Here is a 22,345-nt window from a genome sequence, read left to right as displayed (position 1 = left end):
CGAGCGCGAGGGACGCATTGGGAGGTACGCAGATGTCCGGGACCACCACGGCCGGAGCGCGGCTGCGTGCGGCCGGTGGCGGTGCGAACCGCTGGGTCGTCCTGCTGATCCTGTGCGTCAGTCTGCTGCTGGTCGCGCTGGACGCGACCGTGCTGCACGTCGCCGTACCCGCCGTCACCGCGGACCTCCGCCCGAGCGGGGTCGAGCTGCTGTGGATCGTGGACGCCTACCCGCTCGTCTGCGCGGCGCTGCTGATCCTCTTCGGCACCCTCGGCGACCGCGTCGGACGGCGGCGGGTCCTGCTGACCGGATACGCGCTCTTCGGGGTCGCCTCGGCGCTCGCCGCCTTCGCCGACACCCCACTGGTCCTGATCGCGGCGCGCGCCCTGCTCGGGGTCGGCGGCGCGATGATCATGCCGGCCACCCTCTCCATCCTGCGCGCGGTCTTCCCCGACCGGCGCGAACGGGCCATGGCCATCGGGATCTGGACGGCGGTCGCCGCGGCCGGGGCCGCGGTCGGCCCGGTGCTGGGCGGCTTCCTCGTCGAGCACTTCTGGTGGGGCTCCGTCTTCCTGGTCAACCTCCCGCTGCTGGCGCTCCTGCTGCCGCTCGGCCGTTTCGCACTGCCGGAGTCGAAGGGCGCCGGTGACGGCCCCTGGGACGTCCTCGGCGCGCTGCTGGCGGCGGCCGGGGTGCTCGGGGTGGTCTTCGGCGTGAAGCGGCTCGGCGCGGGGGAGGGGCCGCTCGGACCGATGACGCTCGCCCCGCTGTGCCTCGGGGCCGCGCTCCTCGTCCTCTTCGTCCGGCGGCAGCGGCGCAGGACCCATCCGCTGATCGACGTCCGGATGTTCGCCAGGCCGACGTTCTCCACCTCCGTCGGCTGCATCGTCCTCGCCATGCTCGCGCTGGTCGGCCTGGAGCTGATCGCCGTCCAGTACCTCCAGCTCGTACTGGGACTCAGCCCGCTGCAGACCGGGCTACGGCTGCTGCCGCTCACCTTCGCCGCCATGGCCGCCGGGGTCACCGGCTCCGCCACCCTGCGCCGGATGGGGCCGCGCCGGATGGTGGCCTGGGGGTTCGTCCTCACCGCCGCCGCCGTCCTGCTGCTGGTCATGATGGGCCAGCACGACCGGCCCGCCCTGCTGACCACGGGGTTCGTGCTGCTCGGCTACGGGCTCCAGACCACGCTGTTCGGGGCGTACGAATCGATGCTCAGCGAGGCCCCGCCGGAACAGGCGGGCGGCGCCGCGGCGATCGGCGAGACCTCCTACCAACTGGGCGCCGGCATGGGGATCGCCCTGCTCGGCAGCGTGATGAACGCGGTGTACGCGCCCGCGATGACCTCGCTGAAGGGCGTCCCGACGACCGCGAGCACGGCCGCTTCGGACTCGCTCGGCGAGGCGTACCAGGTCGCCAGCCGGCTCGGCGGGCCGGCTGGGCAGGCGCTGCGGACGGCGGCGCGCGAGTCGTTCGTCCACGGTCTCCATGTGACGCTGCTGGTCAGCGCCGGGCTGCTGCTGCTCGGCGCGGTGGCCGCGCTGCGGCTGCCGCGGGCCATGGAGTGCCCGCCGGCCGCCGCCGACGAGGAGAAGGGCACGGCCTCCGCGTCCGCCGCGCCCGAGGCGCGTCCGCCCGCGCGCGGCCCCGAGCAGCGCCGTCCCGCCGACCGCCGCCCGCCCCGTATGCGCACGTCACCGGAGCGGGAACAGGCCGACACGGGCGTACCCGCGGGCCGGGGACCCGCCGCTCGGGCCGGGTCTGGACGATCGGGACGCTGAGCCGTAACGTTCGGCGCCGATGCGGTGTGTCGTGATCGGCTCACCGTCCGTTCCCGTCCGTTCCCGTCCGTTCCGTGCGAGCCGCCGGAGGCGTGCCGTGTCCGTACCCTCAGCCGCCAAGCCGCCGCCCTTCGACCCGGGCGACCCTCTCGGGCTCGACGACCTGCTCGACCCGGAGGAGCTGGCGATCCGGGACACCGTGCGCGCCTGGGCCGCCGACCGGGTGCTGCCGTACGTCGCCGAGTGGTACGAACGCGGCGAACTGCCCGGCATCCGCGAACTGGCCAAGGAACTCGGCTCCCTCGGCGCGCTCGGCATGTCCCTGACGGGGTACGGCTGCGCGGGCGCGAGCGCCGTCCAGTACGGACTGGCCTGTCTGGAGCTGGAGGCCGCCGACTCCGGCATCCGCTCCCTGGTCTCCGTACAGGGCTCGCTCGCCATGTACGCGATCCACCGGTACGGCTCCGAGGAGCAGAAGGAGCGGTGGCTGCCCGGGATGGCGGCGGGCGACACCCTCGGCTGCTTCGGTCTCACCGAGCCCGACCACGGCTCCGACCCGTCGGGCATGCGGACGTACGCCCGGCGCGACGGCGCCGACTGGGTGCTCGACGGACGCAAGATGTGGATCACCAACGGCTCGGTGGCGGGCGTCGCCGTCGTCTGGGCGCAGACCGACCGCGACGGCGGCGGCGCCGGGATCAGGGGCTTCCTCGTGCCGGCCGGGACCCCCGGCTTCTCCGCCCCCGAGATCCGTCACAAGTGGTCGCTGCGCGCCTCGGTCACCAGCGAACTGGTCCTGGACGGCGTACGGCTGCCCGCCGACGCCGCACTCCCCGGGGTCACCGGGTTGCGCGGACCGCTGAGCTGTCTGAGCCACGCGCGCTACGGCATCGTCTGGGGCTCGATGGGCGCCGCGCGCGCCAGTTTCGAGGCGGCGCTCGGCTACGCGCGGACGCGGGAGCAGTTCGGCCGGCCGATCGGCGGCTTCCAGCTCACCCAGGCCAAACTCGCCGACATGGCGCTCGAACTGCACAAGGGGATCCTGCTCGCCCACCATCTGGGGCGGCGGATGGACGCGGGCCGGCTCCGCGCCGAACAGGTCAGCTTCGGCAAGCTGAACAACGTGCGGGAGGCGATCGAGATCTGCCGGACCGCGCGGACGATTCTCGGCGCCAACGGGATCTCGCTGGAGTATCCCGTGATGCGCCATGCGACCAACCTCGAATCGGTGCTCACCTACGAGGGCACCGTCGAGATGCATCAGCTCGTGCTGGGCAAGGCGCTCACCGGGCTCGACGCGTTCCGGTGAGCCGCCCCGCTCAGCTCTGGTTGAAGAAGCCGTCCTGCGGGCGGCCGACGGCGTCACCGGTGACGATCTCGGTGTCGGCCGGGCTGAGCAGGAAGACCCGGGTGGCGACCCGGTCGATCGAACCGCGCAGGCCGAAGATCAGCCCGGCGGCGAAGTCCACCACACGCTTGGCGTCGGCGGGCTCCATGGCCGTGAGGTTCATGATGACGGGGGTGCCGGCCCGGAAGAGTTCGCCGATGGCACGGGCGTCCCGGAAGGACTCCGGGGAGACCGTGGCGATTCTGCGGTCCTGCTCCTGGGCGGTGGACTCGGGGGCGACCCGCATGCGGGGCTCGCTCCGCCAGGTCTCGCCGCTCTCAGCACCCTCGGCGTACTCGTCGTCGTAGTAACGCTCGTCGTTGTCCTCGACGAGGCCCAGCCAGGCACTCGCCTTGCGCACCGATCCCATGGACGCCTCCTTTCACCGCGGTCACTTGACGTTCCCTATCCCTATCGTCGTCCATCATGCGGATCGCGCGCCAAGGGGATAGTCGGCGCGCAGGCGATTCGTGACGGTACTGGTGCAGAAGATGTGGCGATTCGTCAAGGTTCTTCCAGGATACGGGCCCTGAGATGGTGCAAAATATTACGTTCCGGCCAGATGGGTGACGTTGACGTCGTCCGAGTGAATGGATCACTCGATACGATGCGTCGCCCACCAACGAACGACACTCGGGGGAACGTCGTGTTCGGAATCGTCAGACCCTGCACACATCGGCTCGGCAGCGGACTCAAGGCCGAGTGGACGGCCCATCTCTGCGGGCTCTGCCTGGCACTTCGCTCCGATCACGGGCAGCTCGCCCGGATCGTCACCAACTACGACGGCCTGATCGTCTCGGTCCTGACGGAGGCTCAGGCCGGCCGCACCCCGGAGCTGCGCCGCACCGCCGGGCCCTGCCCGCTGCGCGGCATGCGGACCGCGCCGGTCGCGCGCGGCGAGGGCGCGCGGCTCGCCGCCGCCGTCTCGCTCGTGCTGGCCTCGGCGAAGGTACGGGACCACGTCGCCGACGGGGACGGGCTGTTGCGGCGCAGGCCGCTGGCCGCCGCCGCGCGCCGGGTCGCCACCGGCTGGGACCGGGCGGGCGCGCGGACCGGCGCGGAGCTGGGCTTCGACACCGCAGTCCTGGTCGACGCCGTCGACCGGCAGCCGGGGATCGAGGCGCTCGCCGGGCCCGGCACCCCGCTGCTCACCGTCACGGAACCGACCGAGACCGCCACCGCCGCGGCCTTCGCGTACACCGCCGTACTGGCCGGGCGGCCGGGGAACCGGGCGCCGCTGGCCGAGGCGGGGCGGCTCTTCGGACGGCTCGCCCATCTGCTGGACGCCGTGGAGGACCAGGGAACTGACGCCGCCTCAGGCGCGTGGAACCCGCTCACCGCGACGGGCACCTCCCGGGCGGAGGCCCGCCGTCTCGCCGACGACGCGGTGCACGGCATCCGGCTCGCGCTGCGCGACGCGGAGTTCACCGACGACCGCCTGGCGCATGTACTGCTCGCCCACGAACTGGGCGCCTCGGTCGACCGCGCCTTCGGCACGCCGGCGTGCGCGCACACCACCGGAGGAGGCAACCCGTACGGGGCTCCGGGCGGGCTCCCGCCGGGCTTCCCGGGGGACTTCCCCGGGGGCCCGGGGAGGCCGCCCGAGAAGCGCGGGTTCCTGGCCGGCTGTGCGGTCTTCACCGGGCTGTGCTGCACCTGCCAAATGTGCTGTGCGAAGGAGTACGAGGGCCCCTGGTCGCGGGAGAAACACGAGGGTCTCTGCCGCGACGGCGACTGCTGCGAGGCGTGCGGTGATTGCTGTGACGGCTGCGGTAATTGCTGTAGCTGCGGCGAGAGCTGTGGCAACTGCTGTAGCTGCTGCGACTGCGGGGGTGTCTGACAGCGCCTGAAGGCGCGCGTCGGACGACGGTACGAAGGGGCGGTACGAGGGGAGGGGGAAGAGCCTGGAGCGCTGCGTGTGAAGGCACGCGGGGAACGGCGCGGCGAGCGCCGGGAGAACAGGGGCGGAGCAGGGCGTCAGCTCAACAGGAAGAGGACCACACGCGACCGAAGTCGATGTGGGAGCGCGTGACGAGCCACTGCTTCGCATGCATGAATCAAGTGGAACAGGCATCCGTTTCTGAGTCAACCGGCCCCGCGTCACGCTGAGACGGACGGCTCACAGTACGGACAAGCTTGACAACAGGCCGTACACCCCGCATAGCCTCATCCCCGCAGACGGACCCCGCTGAGGGGCTCGGTCCGTCCGCGTTCCGCGTGAAGGCACCCCCGTGTTCGATCTCTGCATCCACGGAGCCTTCCCATGCCCCCGTCACCGGATCCGGTCACCCTCCGCACGCCCCCCGTCACCCCGTCCGTCGTCGTGGTCGGCGCGGGCCCGCGCGGCACCGGCTTCCTGGAGCGGATCGCCGCCAACGCGCCGTCCCTGTACGACGGTCTGCCGCTGGACATCCACCTCGTCGACCCGTTCCCGCCCGGCGCGGGCCGGATATGGCGCCGCGACCAGTCCCCGCTGCTCTGGATGAACTCCATGGCCGAGGACGTGACGATGTTCACCGACGACTCGGTCGTGCTGGAGGGCCCCGTACGCGCCGGGCCCGCGCTCGACGCCTGGGCCCGCGACATCACGGCGGGCCGCACCCACCTCGCCGCCGGGACCGGAGCCTCCCCCGCCGGGGCGGCCGATTCCCCCGCCGAGTCAGCGGCGGACCGGGCCGGGCTCCTGGCCGAGATCGCCGCCCTCACCGGACAGAGCTTCCCCAGCCGCCGGGTCCAGAGCGCCTATCTGAGCTGGGTGTACGAGCGGACGGTGGCCGCCCTGCCGTCCGGCGTCCGGGTCCATCTCCACCCCACCCACGCGCTGCGCGTCTCCGGGTCGCGCGAAGGCCGCCAGCGCGTGCTGCTCGCCGGCCGCGCCGCACCGCTGGAGGCCGATCTCGTTGTCCTGACCCTCGGCCATCTCGACGCCGAACCCGACCGGGAACAGGTGGAGCTGGCCGGATTCGCGCGCCGCCACGGGCTGCGCCACCTGCCGCCGGACTTCACCGCCGACAGCGACCTCTCCGCCCTGCCCGCCGGTGACCCCGTCATCGTGCGCGGCTTCGGGCTCGCCTTCGTCGACCTGATGGTGCTGCTCACCGAAGGGCGCGGCGGCCACTACACCGGGGGCGGGGACCCCTCCGACGAGCTGGTCTACCATCCGTCGGGGCGCGAGCCCGTCCTCCACGTCGGCTCGCGGCGCGGTGTCCCGTACCACTCCAAGATCGGTTACGGGCTGGCCGGTGAACGGCCCCCGCTGCCGCGCTTCCTCGGGCCCGCGCAGATCGACGCCCTGCTGGCGCGGGCCGAGCGGCCCGACTACGCCCGCGACATCCGGCCACTGGTCGAGAAGGAGCTGGGCTTCGCCCACTACCACCGGCTCTTCACCGCCCACCCCGGGCGCACCCGCGTCGCCTGGGCGGACTTCGAGGAGGCGTACGCGGCGGCCGACCCCGGGGGCCCCGAACTGGACGCCCTGGTGAGCGCCGCCGTACCCGACCCCGCCGACCGGCTCGACCTCGCCGTGCTCGACCGGCCGCTGGACGGGGCGCGCTTCACCTCGTACGACGCGCTCCAGGGCGGTCTGCGTGCCTACATCACCCATGACCTGGCCCGCCGGCACGATCCGGCCCACAGCGCGGACCTCGGGGTCTTCCTCGGGCTGCTCTCCGTCTACGGCCAGCTCGTCCGCCTCGGCGACCTCGGTGACCCCGGCGGGCGGTGGCACGGCTTCTTCAGCTATCTCGCCTCCGGCCCGCCGGGCCCCCGGCTGCGGCAGCTCCTCGCGCTCTCCCGGGCCGGTGTCGTCCGCTTCCTCGGCGCGGGCACCACCGTCGAGGCCGACGAACGCTGGGGTGTCTTCAGGGCCGGCAGCGCCTCCGTACCGGGGGAGTACGTCGAGGCCCGCGCCCTGGTCGAGGCCCGGCTCCCCGACCCCTCGCCGGAGCGCACCCTCAGTCCGCTGCTGCGCTCCCTGTACGACGAGGGGGCCGTCGCGATCTCCGCCGCCGGGCTGGTCCGGGTCGACCCCGGGGACGGCAGGCTCGTGGAACGCGACGGCCGCCCGCACCCGCGCCGCTTCTCGCTCGGCCCGTACACCACCGCGCGCTCCAGCGGGGCGTTCACCCGGCCGCGTACCGGCGGACCCGCGTTCCGCCAGAACGACGCCACCGCGCGGACCGCCCTCACCCTGCTCGCCGAGGCGTCCGCCCGCACGGTCCGCGCGCCGTCCCCGGACGCCGCGCGCCGTCTCCTCACTCGACGAACGGGCCCGACCAGCCCGTCGGAAGCCGGAAGGTAGGCCCGTCATGTCCGCCACCCGTCCTCTCCACCTCGCCGCCGAGATCGGCGGCCCGCCCCGGTACGACGCCGCGTCGTACGGGGACCTCGCCCGGCTCGCCGAGCGCGGCTCCCTCGACTTCGTGACGCTCAGGGACTCCTTCGAGCGCCCGGGCCTCGACGCGCTCGCCGTGCTCGCGCGGGTCGCCCCCGCCACCGAACGCGTCGGCCTCGTCCCGACCGTCACCACCACCCACACCGAGCCGTTCCACCTCTCCACTGCCGTCGCCACCCTGGACTGGGTGAGCCACGGCCGGGCGGGATGGCTTGTCGATGTGTCGACCACCGCCGCACAGGCCCGGCTCTTCGGCCGCCGCCCCGCCGCGCCCGCGTCCGCGCTCTGGCGGGAGGCGGGCGAGGTCGCCGACGTCTCCGCCCGGCTCTGGGACAGTTGGGAGGACGACGCCGAGATCCGCGACACATCGACAGGGCGCTTCATCGACCGCGACAAGCTCCACCATGTCGACTTCCAGGGCACCACGTTCAGCGTGCGCGGCCCGTCCATCGTGCCGAGGCCGCCCCAGGGGCACCCCGTCACCGTGGTCGACATAGCGACCGGACGCACCCCCGCCCTCACCGATGCCGCCGCCCGGCACGCCGATGTCGTCCTGGTCAGGGCGGGCCGGCCCGAGGAGGCGGCGGCCCTCCGTGAGCGGCTGCGGGCCCGCGCCGCCGCCCACGGCCGCGCCCCCGGCACCCTGCGGGTGCTGGCCGCGCTCACCCTCGACTTCCACGACGGCGAACGCCCGCCGGAAGCGGGCCCGGTGAACGGGGCGCACACCGCCGCCGGCGCGGCGGGCGCGTACTACCGGGGCGGCCCCGTAGACCTCGCCGACCTCATCACCCGCTGGCACGCCGGCGGCGCCGTCGACGGCTTCCACCTCACCCCCGTCGAGCCCCACCGCGACCTCGAACGCCTGGTCAACGGCACCGTCGCACTCCTCCAGCACCGCAGCCTCTTCCGCACCTTCCACCCGGGCGGCACCCTCCGCGAACACCTGGGCCTCGCCCGGCCCGCCAACCAGTACACGACCACCGGGGGAGCGTCATGAGCACCGAACCGACACGGCGGACCGGGGCCACCTCGCCCGCGCGCCCCGGGGCGCGCAAGCGGATCCATCTCGCCGCGCACTTCCCCGGGGTCAACAGCACCACCGTCTGGACCGACCCCCGCTCCCGCTCCCAGATCGACTTCGCCTCCTTCGAGGCGCTGGCCAGGACCGCCGAGCGCGGCACCTTCGACTTCTTCTTCCTCGCCGAGGGGCTGCGGCTGCGCGAACACAACGGCCTCATCCACGATCTGGACGTCGTCGGCCGCCCCGAATCGCTCACCGTCCTGAACGCGCTGGCCGCCGTCACCGACCGGCTCGGCCTCGCCGCCACCGTGAACGCCACCTTCAACGAGCCGTTCGAACTGGCCCGCAGGCTCGCCACCCTCGACCACCTCAGCGCCGGCCGCGCCGCCTGGAACGTGGTCACCTCCTCCGACGCCTTCACCGGGGAGAACTTCCGGCGCGGCGGCTATCTCGACCGGGCCGACCGCTACACCCGGGCCGCCGAGTTCGTCCGTACCGCCCGCGAGCTGTGGGACTCCTGGACCCCGCCGGCACCCGGCGCCCCGCACGGCACGCCCCGGCCCTTCGCGCACTCCGGGCCGCAGTTCGACATCGCGGGCGAGTTCACCGTCCCGCGCTCCCCGCAGGGCCACCCCGTGATCATCCAGGCGGGCGACTCCGACGAGGGCCGCGAGTTCGCCGCCTCCACCGCCGATGTGATCTTCACCCGGCACGGCACGCTGGAGGCGGGCCGCGCCTTCTACGCCGACACCAAGGGGCGGCTGGCCGCGTACGGCAGGAAGCCGGACGACCTCAAGATCATGCCCGGGGTCACCGTCGTCCTCGGCGACAGCGACGCCGAGGCGCGGGAGCACGCCGCCGCGATCCGCGCACAGCAGGTCTCCCCGCAGAACGCGCTGCTCGCCCTGGAACAGGTCTGGGGCCGCGACCTCTCCGGGTACGACCCGGACGGACCGCTGCCGGCGATCGACCCCGACCCGGACTCCACGCTGGTCCAGGGCCGGGTACGGGTCGGTGACCCGCTCGCGGTGGCCGCCAGGTGGCGGGCGCTGTCCGAGGCCAAGGGGCTGTCCATCCGCCAGACCGTCATCGAGACCACGGCGCGCCAGTCCTTCGTCGGCGCCCCGGAGACCGTCGCCGAGGAGATGCACGCCTTCGTCTCCGGTGACGCGGCCGACGGCTTCATCCTTGTACCCCATCTCACCCCGGGAGGGCTCGACGACTTCGTCGACCGGGTGGTCCCGCTGCTCCGGGAGCGCGGCGCGTTCCGTACGGAATACGAGGGCACCACCCTGCGCTCCCACCTCGGGCTCCCCGACCCCGTATGGAAAGGTGCAACAGCATGACAACGGAACCATCGCCCGCTTCTTCCGCCCAGGAGTGGGCGAGCTGGCACGCACACCGCATCGTCACGGTCGCCGCCCCGTACGGACCGCTCGCCCTCACCGGCACCCACTGGCTCGCCGACCACCCCGACGGGACCCTGCCCGGGCTCCCGGGGGTGTGGCGCGAGGACGGCGACGCGATCGTGCTGAGCGCGGCGGCCGGGGACGGGCTGACCGCCGACGGCGCGCCCCTCACCGGTGCGATCGAACTCGGCGCCGACAGCGGCCCCTTCGAGGAGTCCCGGATCGCGGCCGGCCCGCGCAGGCTGGTCGTGCTGCGCCGCGAAGGGCTGTGGGCGGTACGGGACGTCGACCCGGAGTCGGCCGCGCGCCGCGCCTTCCGCGCCATCGACGCCACCCCGTACGACCCGGCCTGGACGCTGCCGGGCCGCTTCCGGCCGTACGGGGCGAGCCGCACCGTACGGGTCGGGAACGCCGACGGCCGGGAGCGGGGCCTCGGGCTCGGCGGCGAGATCGCCTTCACCGCCGGCGGTACGGAACACACCCTCCAGGTCGCGGTGGAGCCCGACGGCTCGCTGTGGGCGGTCTTCGCCGACGCCACCAGCGGTCACGGCACCTTCCCCTTCCGCTTTCTGCGCCCCGCAGCCCCGGCCCCCGACGGGACGGTGACGGTCGACTTCAACCGCTCACTGCTCCCGCCGTGCGCCTTCGCCGACCACTTCATCTGCCCGTTCCCGCCCCCGGGCAACACCCTGCCGATCGCCGTCCCGGCGGGCGAACGCGCGGTCCTCACCGACTGACCCCCGACCCGTGTCCCGCGCCGGGGCGCCACCCCACGCGGCGCCCCGGCACCGTACGCCCCACTGGTCGCCGGGGCGGCCAAATCCCGCCCTTGCGGGGGGAGTTGAGGCCGCCAATACTCCCGTGCAGCGCCGGTCGGGGCGCGGTGTCCCCGGGTGACCCCCGGGACCTCCCGCGCCGTCGGCCGCGCCTCACGGGCCCCTGAACCCCACCAACGGGCCCCCGATTCCCTTCGGGAGGAACGACCAGTGAGGATCAAGCGCACCACCCCCCTCAGCGGCGTGGCAAGACGCGTACGCCTGATCGCCGTCACCACCGGAATAGCCGCGGCGGCGGCCCTCGCGATACCCACCGCGAACGCATCCCAGCCCACCACGTTCAGCGCGAGCCAGCTCACCGCGGCGAGCGAGGCCGTGCTGGAGGCCGATGTCGCGGGCACCGCCTGGGCCGTCGACCCGGCGACCAAGTCCCTTGTCGTCCAGGCCGACTCCACCGTCACCGAAGACGACATCGACTCCATCGAGCGGGCCGCGGGCGCCAACGCGGGCGCGCTGCGCGTCGAACGCACCACGGGCACGCTCTCCAAGCTCATCTCGGGCGGCGACGCCGTCTACGCCACGAGCTGGCGCTGCTCGGCCGGGTTCAACGTGCGCAGCGGCACCACGTACTACTTCCTGACGGCGGGCCACTGCACCGAGGGCCTGCCGCCCTGGTACACCAACTCCGCGCACACCACGAGCATCGGCCCCTCGGCCGGCACCAGCTTCCCCGGCAACGACTACGGCCTCGTGCGGTACGCGAACACCGCGCTGGCCCACCCGGGCACCGTCGGCAGTGTCACCATCACGGGCGCGGCCAACGCCACCAACGGGATGTCCGTCACGCGCCGCGGCTCCACGACCGGCATCCACAGCGGTTCGGTGACGGGCCTCAACTACACGGTGAACTACGGGAGCGGCGATGTCGTCAGTGGTCTGATCCGCACCACCGTCTGCGCCGAACCGGGTGACAGCGGCGGGGCGCTCTACTCCGGCTCGCTCGCCATCGGACTCACCTCGGGCGGCAGCGGGAACTGCACCTCGGGCGGCACCACGTACTTCCAGCCGGTGACGGAGGCCCTGAGCGCCTACGGGGTCACGCTCGTCTAGGGTCCGTCGTTCGGGTCCGGCTGTCGTCCGGGTCCGGCTGGATCAGTCGCGCGGGGCGAGTCTCCGTCCGGATCGCCGGGCGGGGGCTCGCCTCCCTGTCTCTGAGACAATGCCAGGGTGTGCGCCGCAGAGGAACCGGGGGCCGTGAAGCAGTGAAACGCATCGGAGTGACCGGCCACCGCGACATCCCGGCCGAGGCGTACGCGCACATCAGGGCCGCCATCGTGGCCGTACTGCACGGCCAGAGCGGGTCGATGGAGGCGCTCTCCAGCCTCGCGGCGGGCGCCGACCAGCTCTTCGCGGTCCTCGCCCTGGACCACGGCGCGGAGCTGACCGTGGTCATCCCCAGCGGCGACTACGAGGACGGCTTCGAGGACCCGGCCGAACTCGACGGCTACTTGAGGCTCAAGGACCGGGCCACGCTGGAGGTCCGGATGGCCTACCCGCACTCCACCGACGAGGCGTACTACGCGGCGGGCACCTACATCGCCGACAAATGCGACCGGTTGCTCGCCGTCTGGGACGGCCGCCCGGCCCGCGGTCTCGGTGGAACGGGCGACATCGTGCGGTACGCGCGCGAGCGCGGGAAGCCGGTCACGGTGATCTGGTGCGAGGGCGTCGAGCGCGCCTGAGGCGGCGCGCGCGGGCGGGCGGCTCACCCGCGCCGCGCCCGGACGGGCGGCTCAACTGCCGTGCCGTACCAGCCAGTCCGTGTGCTGCGGCGAGACGATCCGCTCGGTCTCGTACACCGCGTTGGCCCACTGCTCCTCGGTCACCATCGTCTCCATCGCCGTGTGCATCGCCGCCAGGTCCTCCTCCACCAACGAGTGCGCGGAGATGAGGGGTTGGTGGCGTCGTATCTCGCTCCACGCCAGACATGCAGCCGCCGACGCCGACAACAGCCCGAGGAAAGCACCGGAGTCGGTGACCGAGAACGTCCGCAGCACGGCGAGCAACAGCGCCAGCAGGGTCAGCAGCGCGATGGTGGCCGACCAGAGGGTGGTGGCCCGGCGGGAGACGACCGTTCTGCGGTGGTACCAGTTCCGCTGCTCGATCAGCCGGTCCCTGACGTACGTCTCCTTGCGGGCGCCGAAGGGCTTGTCCCGCAGCATCCGCATCGCGGGCGTGATGAGTTCCCCGGAGGCGCCCCCTCCCGTGTCCGCCCCTTCCTGAGGGCTCTCCCGGGGGTCCTCCCACCCCACCTTCCGCAACTCCGCGAGCCCCGCCTCCATCCGGGTGGCGAACAGCTCGGCGGCTCCGGCGGCCCCGGAGTCGAAGGGCGCGCCGTGCACCGCGTAGCGCCAGGACAGTGACTTGATGAACTCCGCGGCGGAGCGGTTGAGTTGCCAGTGCGACTTTGCTCGCTGGCCCGCGGAGCGGAACGTGACCAGAAGCACACCCGCGTACGCCAACGCGCCCAGTGCGCTGAGGAGTTGGAACGATCCCCCGACCTTCCCCTGCCAGGGCAGCGAGGTCAGCAGCGCGCCCAGCACCAGCAGCAGGAGCTGGCGGCGGGTGGCGTTGACCGCCTCGCGCTGGCGGCGGACGGCGATCGCGTCCGCGTGATGGAAGAGAACCGGCAGATCGGCGTTTCGGAAGACCATGCTGTGCAGTGGTCCGCGTAAGTCGGCCATGCGCGCCCCCGTCTGCTGTTTTGTTGTCACTCGATCAGCGGAACGATCAGCTCCGCACCCGTTCGTGAACTCCCGGCAACGCTTTCGTCTCGTCCCCACGTGCCGAGTTGCCGCACGGGTTCATGAGAGTAAAGTCGAGCCGCTGACACTGCAACGGTGCGGTGTCTCCTGTACGACCGACATGATCAAGGACGGCCGCCGTGACCTCTCAGACCTCTGTCGCCTTCGCCACCGCGAAGAAGAACCGCGTCCCCCTCGCAGAGATCGATGTACGCGACGCCGGTGTCGCCAAGAAGCTCGGCCGTGTACTGCCCATGCCCAGCGGCCGTGTCGCGCGTGTGTCGAGCTTTAACTCGGCGCTCTAGTCAGGGTTCTTCCGCGCTCTTGAGCGTTCTGGACTGGCGAAACGCGTTCTAGACTGGCGGAATGACAGGACCCCTGGTCCCTTTCCGCGAGATCGTTCTGAAGGTCCACAGCAGGTGCGATCTTGCGTGTGACCACTGCTACATCTATGAACACGCTGATCAGAGCTGGCGTACCCGCCCCAAAGCGATCTCTGACGAAGCGATTTCCCGGACAGCTCTGCGACTGGCCGAGCATGCCACCACCCACGCCCTGCCCTCCGTGTCAGTGATCCTGCACGGAGGGGAGCCACTGCTCGCCGGCCCCGCCCGGCTCAGGCGCGTGTGCGAGGAACTCCACCACGCCCTCGACGGCGTCGCCGACCTCGACTTACGCATCCACACCAACGGGCTCCAGCTCTCGCCCCGCTATCTCGACCTCTTCGACGAGTTCGGCGTCCGGGTGGGCATCTCCCTCGACGGCGACCGTACGGCCAACGACCGCCACCGCCGCTTCGCGGACGGCCGCAGCAGCCACCCCCTGGTCCTCAAGGCCGTCGAACTCCTCCGGCAGGACCGCTACCGCCATCTCGACCTCGGGCTGCTCTGCACGATCGACGCCGCCAACGACCCCGTCGCCGTGTACGACGCGCTGGACGCGCTCGACCCACCGCGCATCGATTTCCTGCTGCCGCACGCCACCTGGGACGAGCCGCCGCCGCGCCCGGACGGCTCGCCCACCGCGTACGCCGACTGGCTGCTCGCCGTCTTCGACCGCTGGGACGCGCGGGGCAGGCCGATGCCCGTACGCCTCTTCGACTCGGTGCTCTCCACCCTGACCGGCGGCCCGAGCCTCACCGAATCGCTCGGCCTCGCCCCCACCGATCTCGTCGTCGTGGAGACCGACGGCACCCTGGAGCAGGTCGACTCCCTCAAGAGCGCCTACGAGGGCGCCGCCGCCACCGGGTTCGACGTCTTCGCGCACTCCCTCGACGAGGTCGCCGCCCACCCCGGCGTGCGGAGCAGACAGCTCGGGCTCGCCGGTGTGAGCGAGGAGTGCCGGCGCTGCCCGGTCGTCCGCTCCTGCGGCGGCGGGCTCTACACCCACCGCTACCGGTCGCGGCCCGGGACGTCCCCCGACGGCCCGGGCGGCCCCGGCGGATTCGACAACCCCTCCGTGTACTGCGCCGACCTGGCCGCCCTCATCGGCGGGATCGAGTCCCGGACCCGCGCCGAGACCGTCCCGCCCGCCGTCGGCCACCCCGCTGAACTCCTCGACGCCCAGCACGAGCTGACCCGCTCCATGCTGGCCGAGCTGCACGCCGCGCTCGACGGCCGGGGCGGCGAGCCCTGGCAGGAGGCGTGGGAGCTGGCGAACGCCGTCGAACGGCGCTCCGACGGGCTCGACACCCTCTTCGCCCACCCCTACACCCGCACCTGGCTGGCCGAGGCGATCGCCGCCGCCCGCGACGGGCGGCCCGAAGCGCCCGGCCTCGCGCGCCGGGTACAGGCGTACGTCGCCGCCGCCGTCCTGCGGGGCGGTCTGGACACACCCGTACGGGTCCACCACCGGGACGGCGTGCTCGTCCTGCCCACCCTCGGCGCGCTGCGGCTCGGACCGCCCGGCGGGAGCGGCGAGGCCGAGGTACGCCTCGCCGAGAAGGGGTTCGTGGTGCGCACCGGCACCACGGAGCTGCGGGTCGTACGCGCCGACGAGACCGCAGGACCCTGGCGCCCCGTGCGCCGCCTCGGCCGGGACGGGGCGCCCGACCTCGCCCTGGACGACATCGACCCGTACCGCGACACCTTCGACGCCCCCGCCCACCCGGGGCTCGGCCGGGACGAGGCCGCCGACTGGAGCGGCCGGCTCGCGGCGGCCTGGGCGCTGCTGCGCGACGCCGTCCCCGACCAGGCCGCGCAGGCCGCCGTCACCCTGTCCACGCTGACGCCCCTCGCGCCCGCGGTGGCCCCGCGGGGCTCCGCCGGACGGGGGATCCGCGCGGGGAGCCCCGCGTACGGCTACGGGGCGCTGGGCGTCCCCGTGGCGGGCGACCCCGCGGCCCTGGCGCCCGCCCTGCTGCGCGGCTTCCGCCGGGCCACCCTGCGGGCGCTGACCGAGGTCACCGATCTCTACGCGCTGGACGGCGCGTGGCAGCGCCCCGCGCCCTGGCGGGAGCGGCCGGTGCCCGTCTCCGAACTGCTCGCCGGGGCCCACGAACGCGTGGGACTCGCCGCCTACGACCGTCGCCACCGGGACCACGCCCTGCGGGCGCTGGACACCCTTCAGGACGCGGCGGAACTCACCGTCGGCGGGAAGAGCCTGCTGACCACACTGCGCGCGGAGGCCGAGCGTGTCTGACACCCCCCTTGATACGGAAACCCGGTCCACCGCCGAGGAGTTGGCCCGTGAGCTGGCCGACCTGGGGGTGACCCCCGGGACGACCCTGCTCGTCCACGCCTCGCTGCGCGGCACCGGTCTGGAGGCAGACACCCTGCGCACGGCCCTGCTGACGGCGCTGGGGGAGGACGGCACCCTGGTCGTGCCGGCCTTCACCGAGGAGAACTCCGACTCCTCCACCGCCCACCGGGCACGCATCTCCGGACTGACCCGCCGCCAGGCCGCCGCGTTCCGCGCCCGGATGCCCGCCTTCGACGCGGAGACCACCCCCTGCACGGCGATGGGCCGGCTGGCCGAGTCCGTACGCACCGCCGAGGGGGCCGTACGGAGCACCCACCCGCAGACCTCGTTCGCCGCGCTCGGGGCGCGCGCGGCCGAACTCCTGGCGGACCACCCGCTGCACAGCCACCTCGGCCCGGAATCCCCGCTCGGCGCGCTGGCCGGGGCCGACGCCCGGGTTCTGCTGGTCAATGTGGGGTACGGCGCCTGCACCGCGTTCCATCTCGCCGAGTACCGGCCCGGCGCGACCACACGTTCTTATCACTGTGTGGTGAAAGCGCCGGACGGATCACCGCGCTGGGTGGAATATGAGGATGTGCACCTCGACGACAGTGATTTCGCAGCGATTGGGGCCGCGTTCCCCTGGGGACTTGAGCAGAAGGGACGACTGGGCGGGGTGGTCGGGCGCCTCTTCCCGATGAAGGACGCGGTGGCGCACGCCACGGTGTGGATGGCCGGGAAACGGCGTTGAGCGACGTGGGTGTTCACCACAGGACGGGGGTCGTGTGCACGCGTCACCGCAGCAGCGAGCGGTCGACCATCGGCCGTACTTCTTCCTGAGCTACGCGCACACACCGAGGGACGGCGCCTCCGGGGCCGACCCGGACATGTGGGTGCAGAAGCTCTTCCGGGATCTGTCCGAGCACGTGATGGCCATGACGGATCTGCCCGCCGGGGCCCAGGCCGGATTCATCGACCGCGAGATGCGGTCGGGCGAGGGCTGGTCGGAGCGGCTCGCCGATGTGCTCGCCACCTGCCGGGTGTTCGTGCCGCTGTTCTCGCCGCGCTACTTCGCCAGCGAGATGTGCGGCAAGGAGTGGTACGCCTTCGCCCAGCGCGTCATCTACGAGCAGGCCAAGAACAACACCACGGCCGAGGCGATCGTCCCGGCCCTCTGGGTGCCCGTACCGCCCCGGCACCTGCCGGGCCCCGCCGAGCGGTTGCAGTTCAACCACCGGGACTTCGGGGACCGTTACGTCACCGACGGACTGTACGGGCTGATCAAACTCCGGATATTCGAGGACGAGTACCAGCGGGCCGTCTACGAACTCGCCAAGCGCATCGTCAGCGTCGCCGACACCGCCGCGATAGGCCCCGGGCGCCCCGTCGACTACCGCAGCGCGCCCAGCGCCTTCGGCGCCAGCGGCGGGCCCCGCCCGATGCAGGTCACCGTGGCCGCGCCCACCCGGCACGGGCTGCCGGAGGGCCGTACGGCCGACTACTACGGGGGCATGGCCCAGGACTGGAACCCCTACCACCCGGACTCGGCACGGCCGTTGGCGTATGTCGCCCGGGACCTGGTGCGCTCCCTCAACTACCAGGCGGACATCGTCTCGTTCGACGAGGTGTCGGTACCCCACGAAGGCAAACAGGCCCCCGTACGGCCGGAGATACTGCTGGTCGACCGATGGGCCCTGAACGACGAGGAACAGCGCGAGCGGCTCGCCGCGTTCGACGCCGAACACCGGCCCTGGGTGAGCGTCGTCGTCCCGTGGAACCGTGAGGACGAACAGAGCCGGGCGGCCCAGGCCGAGTTGAGCGAGAAACTCGAACGGACCATGCCCAGGAACATGGGGCAGGGGCGCGCCGCCTGCCGGGCCGCCGCCAAGGGCGTGCCCAGCATGGAGGCGTTCGGCCAGATACTGCCCCAGGTCGTCGAAGCGGCGGCCCAGCAGTACCTGCGGCACGCGGAGGTCTATCCGCCGGCCGGCGGCAGCCACACCGAACGGCCGAGACTGCGCGGCCCGATGGCCGCCGAGTACGCCACGACGCACTACGTTCCCCAGACGCACGACCTGGCGCCCGATGCGGAGGACACGGATGACAGCACGTCGTGACGGACGCATCGTCACCTTCTACTCGTACAAAGGCGGTACGGGCCGCACCATGGCCCTCGCCAACACGGCCTGGATCCTGGCCGCCAACGGAAAGCGCGTCCTCGCGGTCGACTGGGACCTCGAAGCACCGGGCCTGCACCGCTTCTTCCACCCCTTCCTCGACCCCTCGACCCTCGGCGCGACCACCGGGGTCATCGACCTGATCACCGAGTACGCCTGGGCCGCGACCAGCCCCGTGGACCGCCCCGACGACTGGCACCGCGAGTACGCGCGGATCCAGCCGCACGCCGTCTCGCTCACCCCGGAACACCTCGGCTGGGAGTTCCCCGACGGCGGCACCCTCGACTTCGTCTCCGCCGGACGGCAGAACCGCGAGTACTCCGCGACCGTCTCCACCTTCGACTGGGACAACTTCTACGACCGGCTCGGCGGCGGCCACTTCTTCGACGCGCTGCGCGAGGACATGAAGGCCCACTACGACTACGTCCTCATCGACAGCCGCACCGGGCTCAGCGACATCGCCGACATCTGCACCGTCCACCTGCCCGACGTCCTCGTCGACTGCTTCACCCTCAGCGACCAGTCCATCGACGGCGCCGCCGCCGTGGCCCGCCAGATCGACGAACGCTACGGCGGCCGGGGCATCCGGATCTTCCCCGTACCGATGCGGATCGACGAGGGCGAGAAGGAGAAGGCGGACGCCGGACGCGCCCTGGCCCGGCTGAAGTTCGACCGGTTCCCCGCCGGACTCACCGGGGAGCGCCTCACCGCCTACTGGGGCGCGGTGGAGATCCCGTACCGCCCCTACTACGCGTACGAGGAGACCCTGGCGACCTTCGGTGACGAGGCGGGGCTCTCCAACTCCCTGCTCTCCGCCTTCGAACGGCTCACCGCCTATGTCACCGAGGGCGCCGTCACCACGATGCCCGCCGTCGGCGACGAGGCCAGGCTGCGGATCAGGGACGCCTTCACCCGGCGCAGGCCCGCCCTCCCCGCCGACCTCCACCTCAGCTACGTGGCCGAGAACCGGATGTGGGCCGACTGGATCGAATCCGTCCTCACCCGGGCCGGGTTCCGCGTCGTACCGCGCGACGTCTCCGCCGAACCGCCCGCCGGGCCCAAGGGCGGCGACACCGGCTCGCTCTCGATCCACTACGACAACGCCACCCGCACGGTCGTGCTGCTCTCCGCCGCCTACCTCAAGTCCGCGCGGGCCGTGGAGGTCTTCTCGCGCTCCGCCTCCGAGGACCCCGGCGGCGCCCGGCGCCGGCTGCTCCCGGTGCGCGTCGGTGACGTACGGCTCACCGCCCCGTACATCGACCGCAACCCCGTCGACCTCTTCCGCCTGGACGAGACCCACGCCACCACCGCGCTGCTGCGCGCCCTGGAACGGCCCGTCCAGCTCGCCGACGCCGTCGCGCCGGGGCCGCGCTTCCCCGGCACCGTACCCAAGATCTGGAACGCGCCGGCCCGCAACCCCGGCTTCACCGGGCGCTCCGCCGTACTGGAGCGGATGCGCGACCAGCTCGGCGGCGGCATGGCCGTCGTCCTGCCGCAGCCGCAGACCCTGTACGGACTCGGCGGCATCGGCAAGACCCAGGTGGCGCTGGAGTACGTGCACCGCTTCATGGCCGACTACGACCTGGTCTGGTGGATCTCCTCGGAACAGACCGCCGACGTGGTCGCCTCCCTCGCGGAGCTGGCCGTACGGCTCGGCGCCCGGGGCGGCGACGACATGGCCGCCGCCTCGATGGAGGCCGTCGACCTGCTGCGGCGCGGTGTGCCGTCCACCCGCTGGCTGCTGGTGTTCGACAACGCGGACGACCCCGAGCTGGTCCAGCGCTACTTCCCGCCCGGCGGCCCCGGCCATGTCCTGGTCACCTCCCGCAACCAGACCTGGTCGCAGTACGGTGACGCGCTGCCCGTCGACGTGTTCCTGCGGGAGGAGTCCGTCGAACACCTCCAGCGGCGCGCCCCCGGGCTGAACCTCGTGGACGCCGACAAGGTGGCCACCGCCGTCGGGGACCTGCCGCTCGCCGTCGAACAGGCCGCCGCCTGGATCGCGGAGACCGCCACGCCCGTCTCGGAGTACCTGGACCAACTGGGCCAGCAGGCGGCCGGGGTGCTCTCCCTCAACCAGCCCGCCGGCTACCCGGAGCCCGTCGCCGCGACCTGGAACATCTCCATCGACCGGCTCAAGGAGCGCTCACCGGCCGCGGTACGGCTCCTCCAGCTCTGCGCCTTCTTCGCCCCCGAGCCGATCTCCGCGAACCTCCTCTACAGCAAGGAGATGATCGAGGCGCTCAAGCCGTACGACGTCTCGCTCCAGGAGACGCTGGTGCTGGGCCGGGTCATCCGGGAGATCGGCCGGTTCGCGCTGGCCAAGGTGGACCAGGTCGGCAACAGCATCCAGGTGCACCGGCTGGTCCAGGCGATCATCCGCGCCCAGCTCACCGAGGAGGAGCAGCGCGACGCCCGGCACGCCGTCCACCGGATCCTCGCGGGCGCCAGGCCCGACGGCGACGAGCCGATCGACAACCCCGGCACCTGGGACCGGTTCAACACGATCTGGCCGCATCTCATCACCTCGGAGGCGAGCCTCTGCAAGCGCCCCGAGACCCGCCGGCTGCTGATCGACCGGGTGCGCTACCTGTGGAAGCGCGGCGATCTGCCGGCCGCCTTCGAACTCGCCGGCGAACTGCGCGACCTCTGGCGCGAGACGCTCGGCAACGACGACCCGCAGTATCTGTACCTGCGCTTCCACCTCTCCAACATCCTCCGCTCGCAGGGCCGTTACGTGGAGGCGCGGGAGCTGGACGAGGAGACCCTGACCCGGCAGCGCAGGGTGCTCGGGTCGACGCATCCGCACACGTACATGACCACCAGCGGCCTCGCGATGGACCTCGGCACGCTCGGCGAGTACGCCAAGGCGATGGAGCTGGCGACCGAGGCGCACGAGGGGTTCAGCGGGATCTTCCACGAGTCCCACCCGAGGACGCTCGCCGCCGCCAACAACCGGGCGCTGAACCTGCGCATGGTCGGCCGGTACGCCCAGGCGCGCGAGATGGACCAGGAGGTCTTCGACCGGAGGACCGAGGTGCTGGGCCCCGAGCACCCGTACACGCTCTCCTCCGCCACCAGCCTCGGGCGCGACCTGCGGGAGATCGGCCGGTACGAGGACTCGGTCGCGGTGCTCAGCCGGACGTACGCCCTCTACAAGGAGCGGATGGGGCGGGCGTTCCCCGGCACCCTGGCGGCGGCCAAGAGCCTGGCCGTGTCGCTGCGCAGGGCGGGGCTGCTGGAGGACGCGCGGCGGCTGACCACGGCCACCAGGAACCGCTACCGGGCCAAGTACGGCGCGGACGTCAACCCGGACACGCTCGCCTGCGATCTCAACATGGCGGCCGACCACTTCGCCGCCGGGGAGCCGGTGGCGGCCAGGGACCTGACGCAGGAGGTCGTCGACCAGTATCTGCGGGTGCCGGGCGCCCGCCACCCGTACACCCTCGCCGCGATCAACAACCTCGGCCTCTTCCACTGGGGGTGCGGGGCACCGGAGTTGGCCCAGCAGCTTCTCCAGGGCGCGCTGCGGACGATGCGGGAGGTGCTGGGCGACGAACATCCGCACACGCTCTTCTGCACGGTCAGCCTCGCCAACGCCAAGGCGGACCTGGGCGAGTTGGACGAGGCGCTGGTGACCGAGCGGAGCGCCGTCGCCGGGCTGCGCGTCTCGCTGGGCGCGCGCCATCCGGAGACGCTGGCCGTCACCTCCAACATGTGCGTCACGCTGGGGGCGCTGGGCCGCAAGGGCGAGGCGGCGCAGCTCCGGGTGGAGACCGTGGAGGAACTGGTCAGGCTGCTCGGCGAGGAGCACGCGCTGACCCGCTTCGCACGGGACGACCGGCGGGTCTACCGCGACCTGGAGCCACTGGCGGTGTGAGACCTGCCAGGGGTACGGCGCCGGGCCCGCGCCCGGCGCCG

Annotated in this window: 16 protein-coding genes; 14 read left to right on the top strand and 2 right to left on the bottom strand. The window is 72.7% G+C overall.

Features of this window, described 5'->3' with window-relative positions; all coding sequences use genetic code 11:
- Positions 1-32 precede the first annotated feature (32 nt).
- A complete protein-coding gene (locus ACIBJC_RS22405) occupies positions 33-1,778 on the top strand; it encodes an MFS transporter (RefSeq protein WP_399295076.1) in 1,746 nt (581 codons plus the stop codon).
- Positions 1,779-1,875: 97 nt separating this feature from the next.
- Complete coding sequence (locus tag ACIBJC_RS22400; protein WP_399295074.1) at positions 1,876-3,087, top strand: acyl-CoA dehydrogenase family protein; 1,212 nt, start codon at positions 1,876-1,878, stop codon at positions 3,085-3,087.
- Between the two features lie 10 nt (positions 3,088-3,097).
- Here ACIBJC_RS22400 and ACIBJC_RS22395 read toward each other — a convergent pair whose 3' ends face one another.
- A complete protein-coding gene (locus ACIBJC_RS22395) occupies positions 3,098-3,535 on the bottom strand; it encodes a cell division protein SepF (protein ID WP_329824618.1) in 438 nt (145 codons plus the stop codon).
- A 276-nt stretch (positions 3,536-3,811) separates the two neighbouring features.
- Here ACIBJC_RS22395 and ACIBJC_RS22390 point away from each other — a divergent pair, with 276 nt between their 5' ends.
- The 7 genes from ACIBJC_RS22390 (at position 3,812) to ACIBJC_RS22360 (ending at position 12,506) form a co-directional block, all read left to right on the top strand.
- A complete protein-coding gene (locus ACIBJC_RS22390) occupies positions 3,812-5,005 on the top strand; it encodes a DUF5685 family protein (protein ID WP_399295072.1) in 1,194 nt (397 codons plus the stop codon).
- A 423-nt stretch (positions 5,006-5,428) separates the two neighbouring features.
- Positions 5,429-7,465 carry an FAD/NAD(P)-binding protein gene (locus ACIBJC_RS22385; RefSeq protein WP_399295070.1) on the top strand — a complete coding sequence of 679 codons (2,037 nt, stop codon included), beginning with the start codon at positions 5,429-5,431 and terminating at the stop codon, positions 7,463-7,465.
- Between the two features lie 7 nt (positions 7,466-7,472).
- Positions 7,473-8,555, top strand: coding sequence for an LLM class flavin-dependent oxidoreductase (locus ACIBJC_RS22380; RefSeq protein ID WP_399295068.1), 1,083 nt, complete (start codon positions 7,473-7,475; stop codon positions 8,553-8,555).
- Positions 8,552-9,925, top strand: coding sequence for an NtaA/DmoA family FMN-dependent monooxygenase (locus ACIBJC_RS22375; protein ID WP_399295066.1), 1,374 nt, complete (start codon positions 8,552-8,554; stop codon positions 9,923-9,925). Before ACIBJC_RS22380 ends, ACIBJC_RS22375 begins: the two co-directional genes overlap by 4 nt.
- Complete coding sequence (locus tag ACIBJC_RS22370; RefSeq protein WP_399295064.1) at positions 9,922-10,725, top strand: DUF1684 domain-containing protein; 804 nt, start codon at positions 9,922-9,924, stop codon at positions 10,723-10,725. The genes ACIBJC_RS22375 and ACIBJC_RS22370 overlap by 4 nt, the downstream gene beginning before the upstream one ends.
- A 249-nt stretch (positions 10,726-10,974) precedes the next feature.
- Entirely contained in the window at positions 10,975-11,874 is a 900-nt protein-coding gene (locus ACIBJC_RS22365; RefSeq protein WP_399295062.1) for a S1 family peptidase, read from the top strand.
- A gap of 152 nt (positions 11,875-12,026) precedes the next feature.
- Complete coding sequence (locus ACIBJC_RS22360; protein WP_399295060.1) at positions 12,027-12,506, top strand: hypothetical protein; 480 nt, start codon at positions 12,027-12,029, stop codon at positions 12,504-12,506.
- Between the two features lie 51 nt (positions 12,507-12,557).
- On the opposite strand, the gene ACIBJC_RS22355 is transcribed toward ACIBJC_RS22360, so the two are convergent.
- Entirely contained in the window at positions 12,558-13,478 is a 921-nt protein-coding gene (locus ACIBJC_RS22355) for a DUF4231 domain-containing protein (protein ID WP_399295058.1), read from the bottom strand.
- Positions 13,479-13,708: 230 nt separating this feature from the next.
- On the opposite strand from ACIBJC_RS22355, the gene ACIBJC_RS22350 reads away from it, so the two are divergent.
- From ACIBJC_RS22350 to fxsT, 5 genes are all read left to right on the top strand, one after another.
- Positions 13,709-13,873: an FXSXX-COOH protein gene (locus ACIBJC_RS22350; protein WP_329824610.1), complete on the top strand. Its 165-nt coding sequence runs from the start codon at positions 13,709-13,711 to the stop codon at positions 13,871-13,873.
- Positions 13,874-13,934: 61 nt separating this feature from the next.
- Positions 13,935-16,208, top strand: a complete 2,274-nt coding sequence (gene fxsBH / locus ACIBJC_RS22345) for a radical SAM/SPASM protein FxsBH, inactivated beta-hydroxylase extension form (protein ID WP_399295055.1) — start codon at positions 13,935-13,937, stop codon at positions 16,206-16,208.
- Positions 16,201-16,998, top strand: coding sequence for an aminoglycoside N(3)-acetyltransferase (locus ACIBJC_RS22340; protein WP_399295053.1), 798 nt, complete (start codon positions 16,201-16,203; stop codon positions 16,996-16,998). The genes fxsBH and ACIBJC_RS22340 overlap by 8 nt, the downstream gene beginning before the upstream one ends.
- Positions 16,999-17,032: 34 nt before the next feature.
- Positions 17,033-18,364: an FxsC protein gene (fsxC, locus tag ACIBJC_RS22335; RefSeq protein WP_399295051.1), complete on the top strand. Its 1,332-nt coding sequence runs from the start codon at positions 17,033-17,035 to the stop codon at positions 18,362-18,364.
- A complete protein-coding gene (gene fxsT / locus ACIBJC_RS22330) occupies positions 18,348-22,304 on the top strand; it encodes an FxSxx-COOH system tetratricopeptide repeat protein (RefSeq protein WP_399295049.1) in 3,957 nt (1,318 codons plus the stop codon). The genes fsxC and fxsT overlap by 17 nt, the downstream gene beginning before the upstream one ends.
- Positions 22,305-22,345: the final 41 nt, after the last annotated feature.

The sequence above is a fragment of the Streptomyces sp. NPDC050509 genome (assembly GCF_044457965.1).
In the GTDB taxonomy this organism is placed as follows: Bacteria; Actinomycetota; Actinomycetes; order Streptomycetales; family Streptomycetaceae; genus Streptomyces.
Note: the sequence above shows the minus strand (reverse complement) of the source record. Positions and strands in the feature narration are given on the sequence as shown.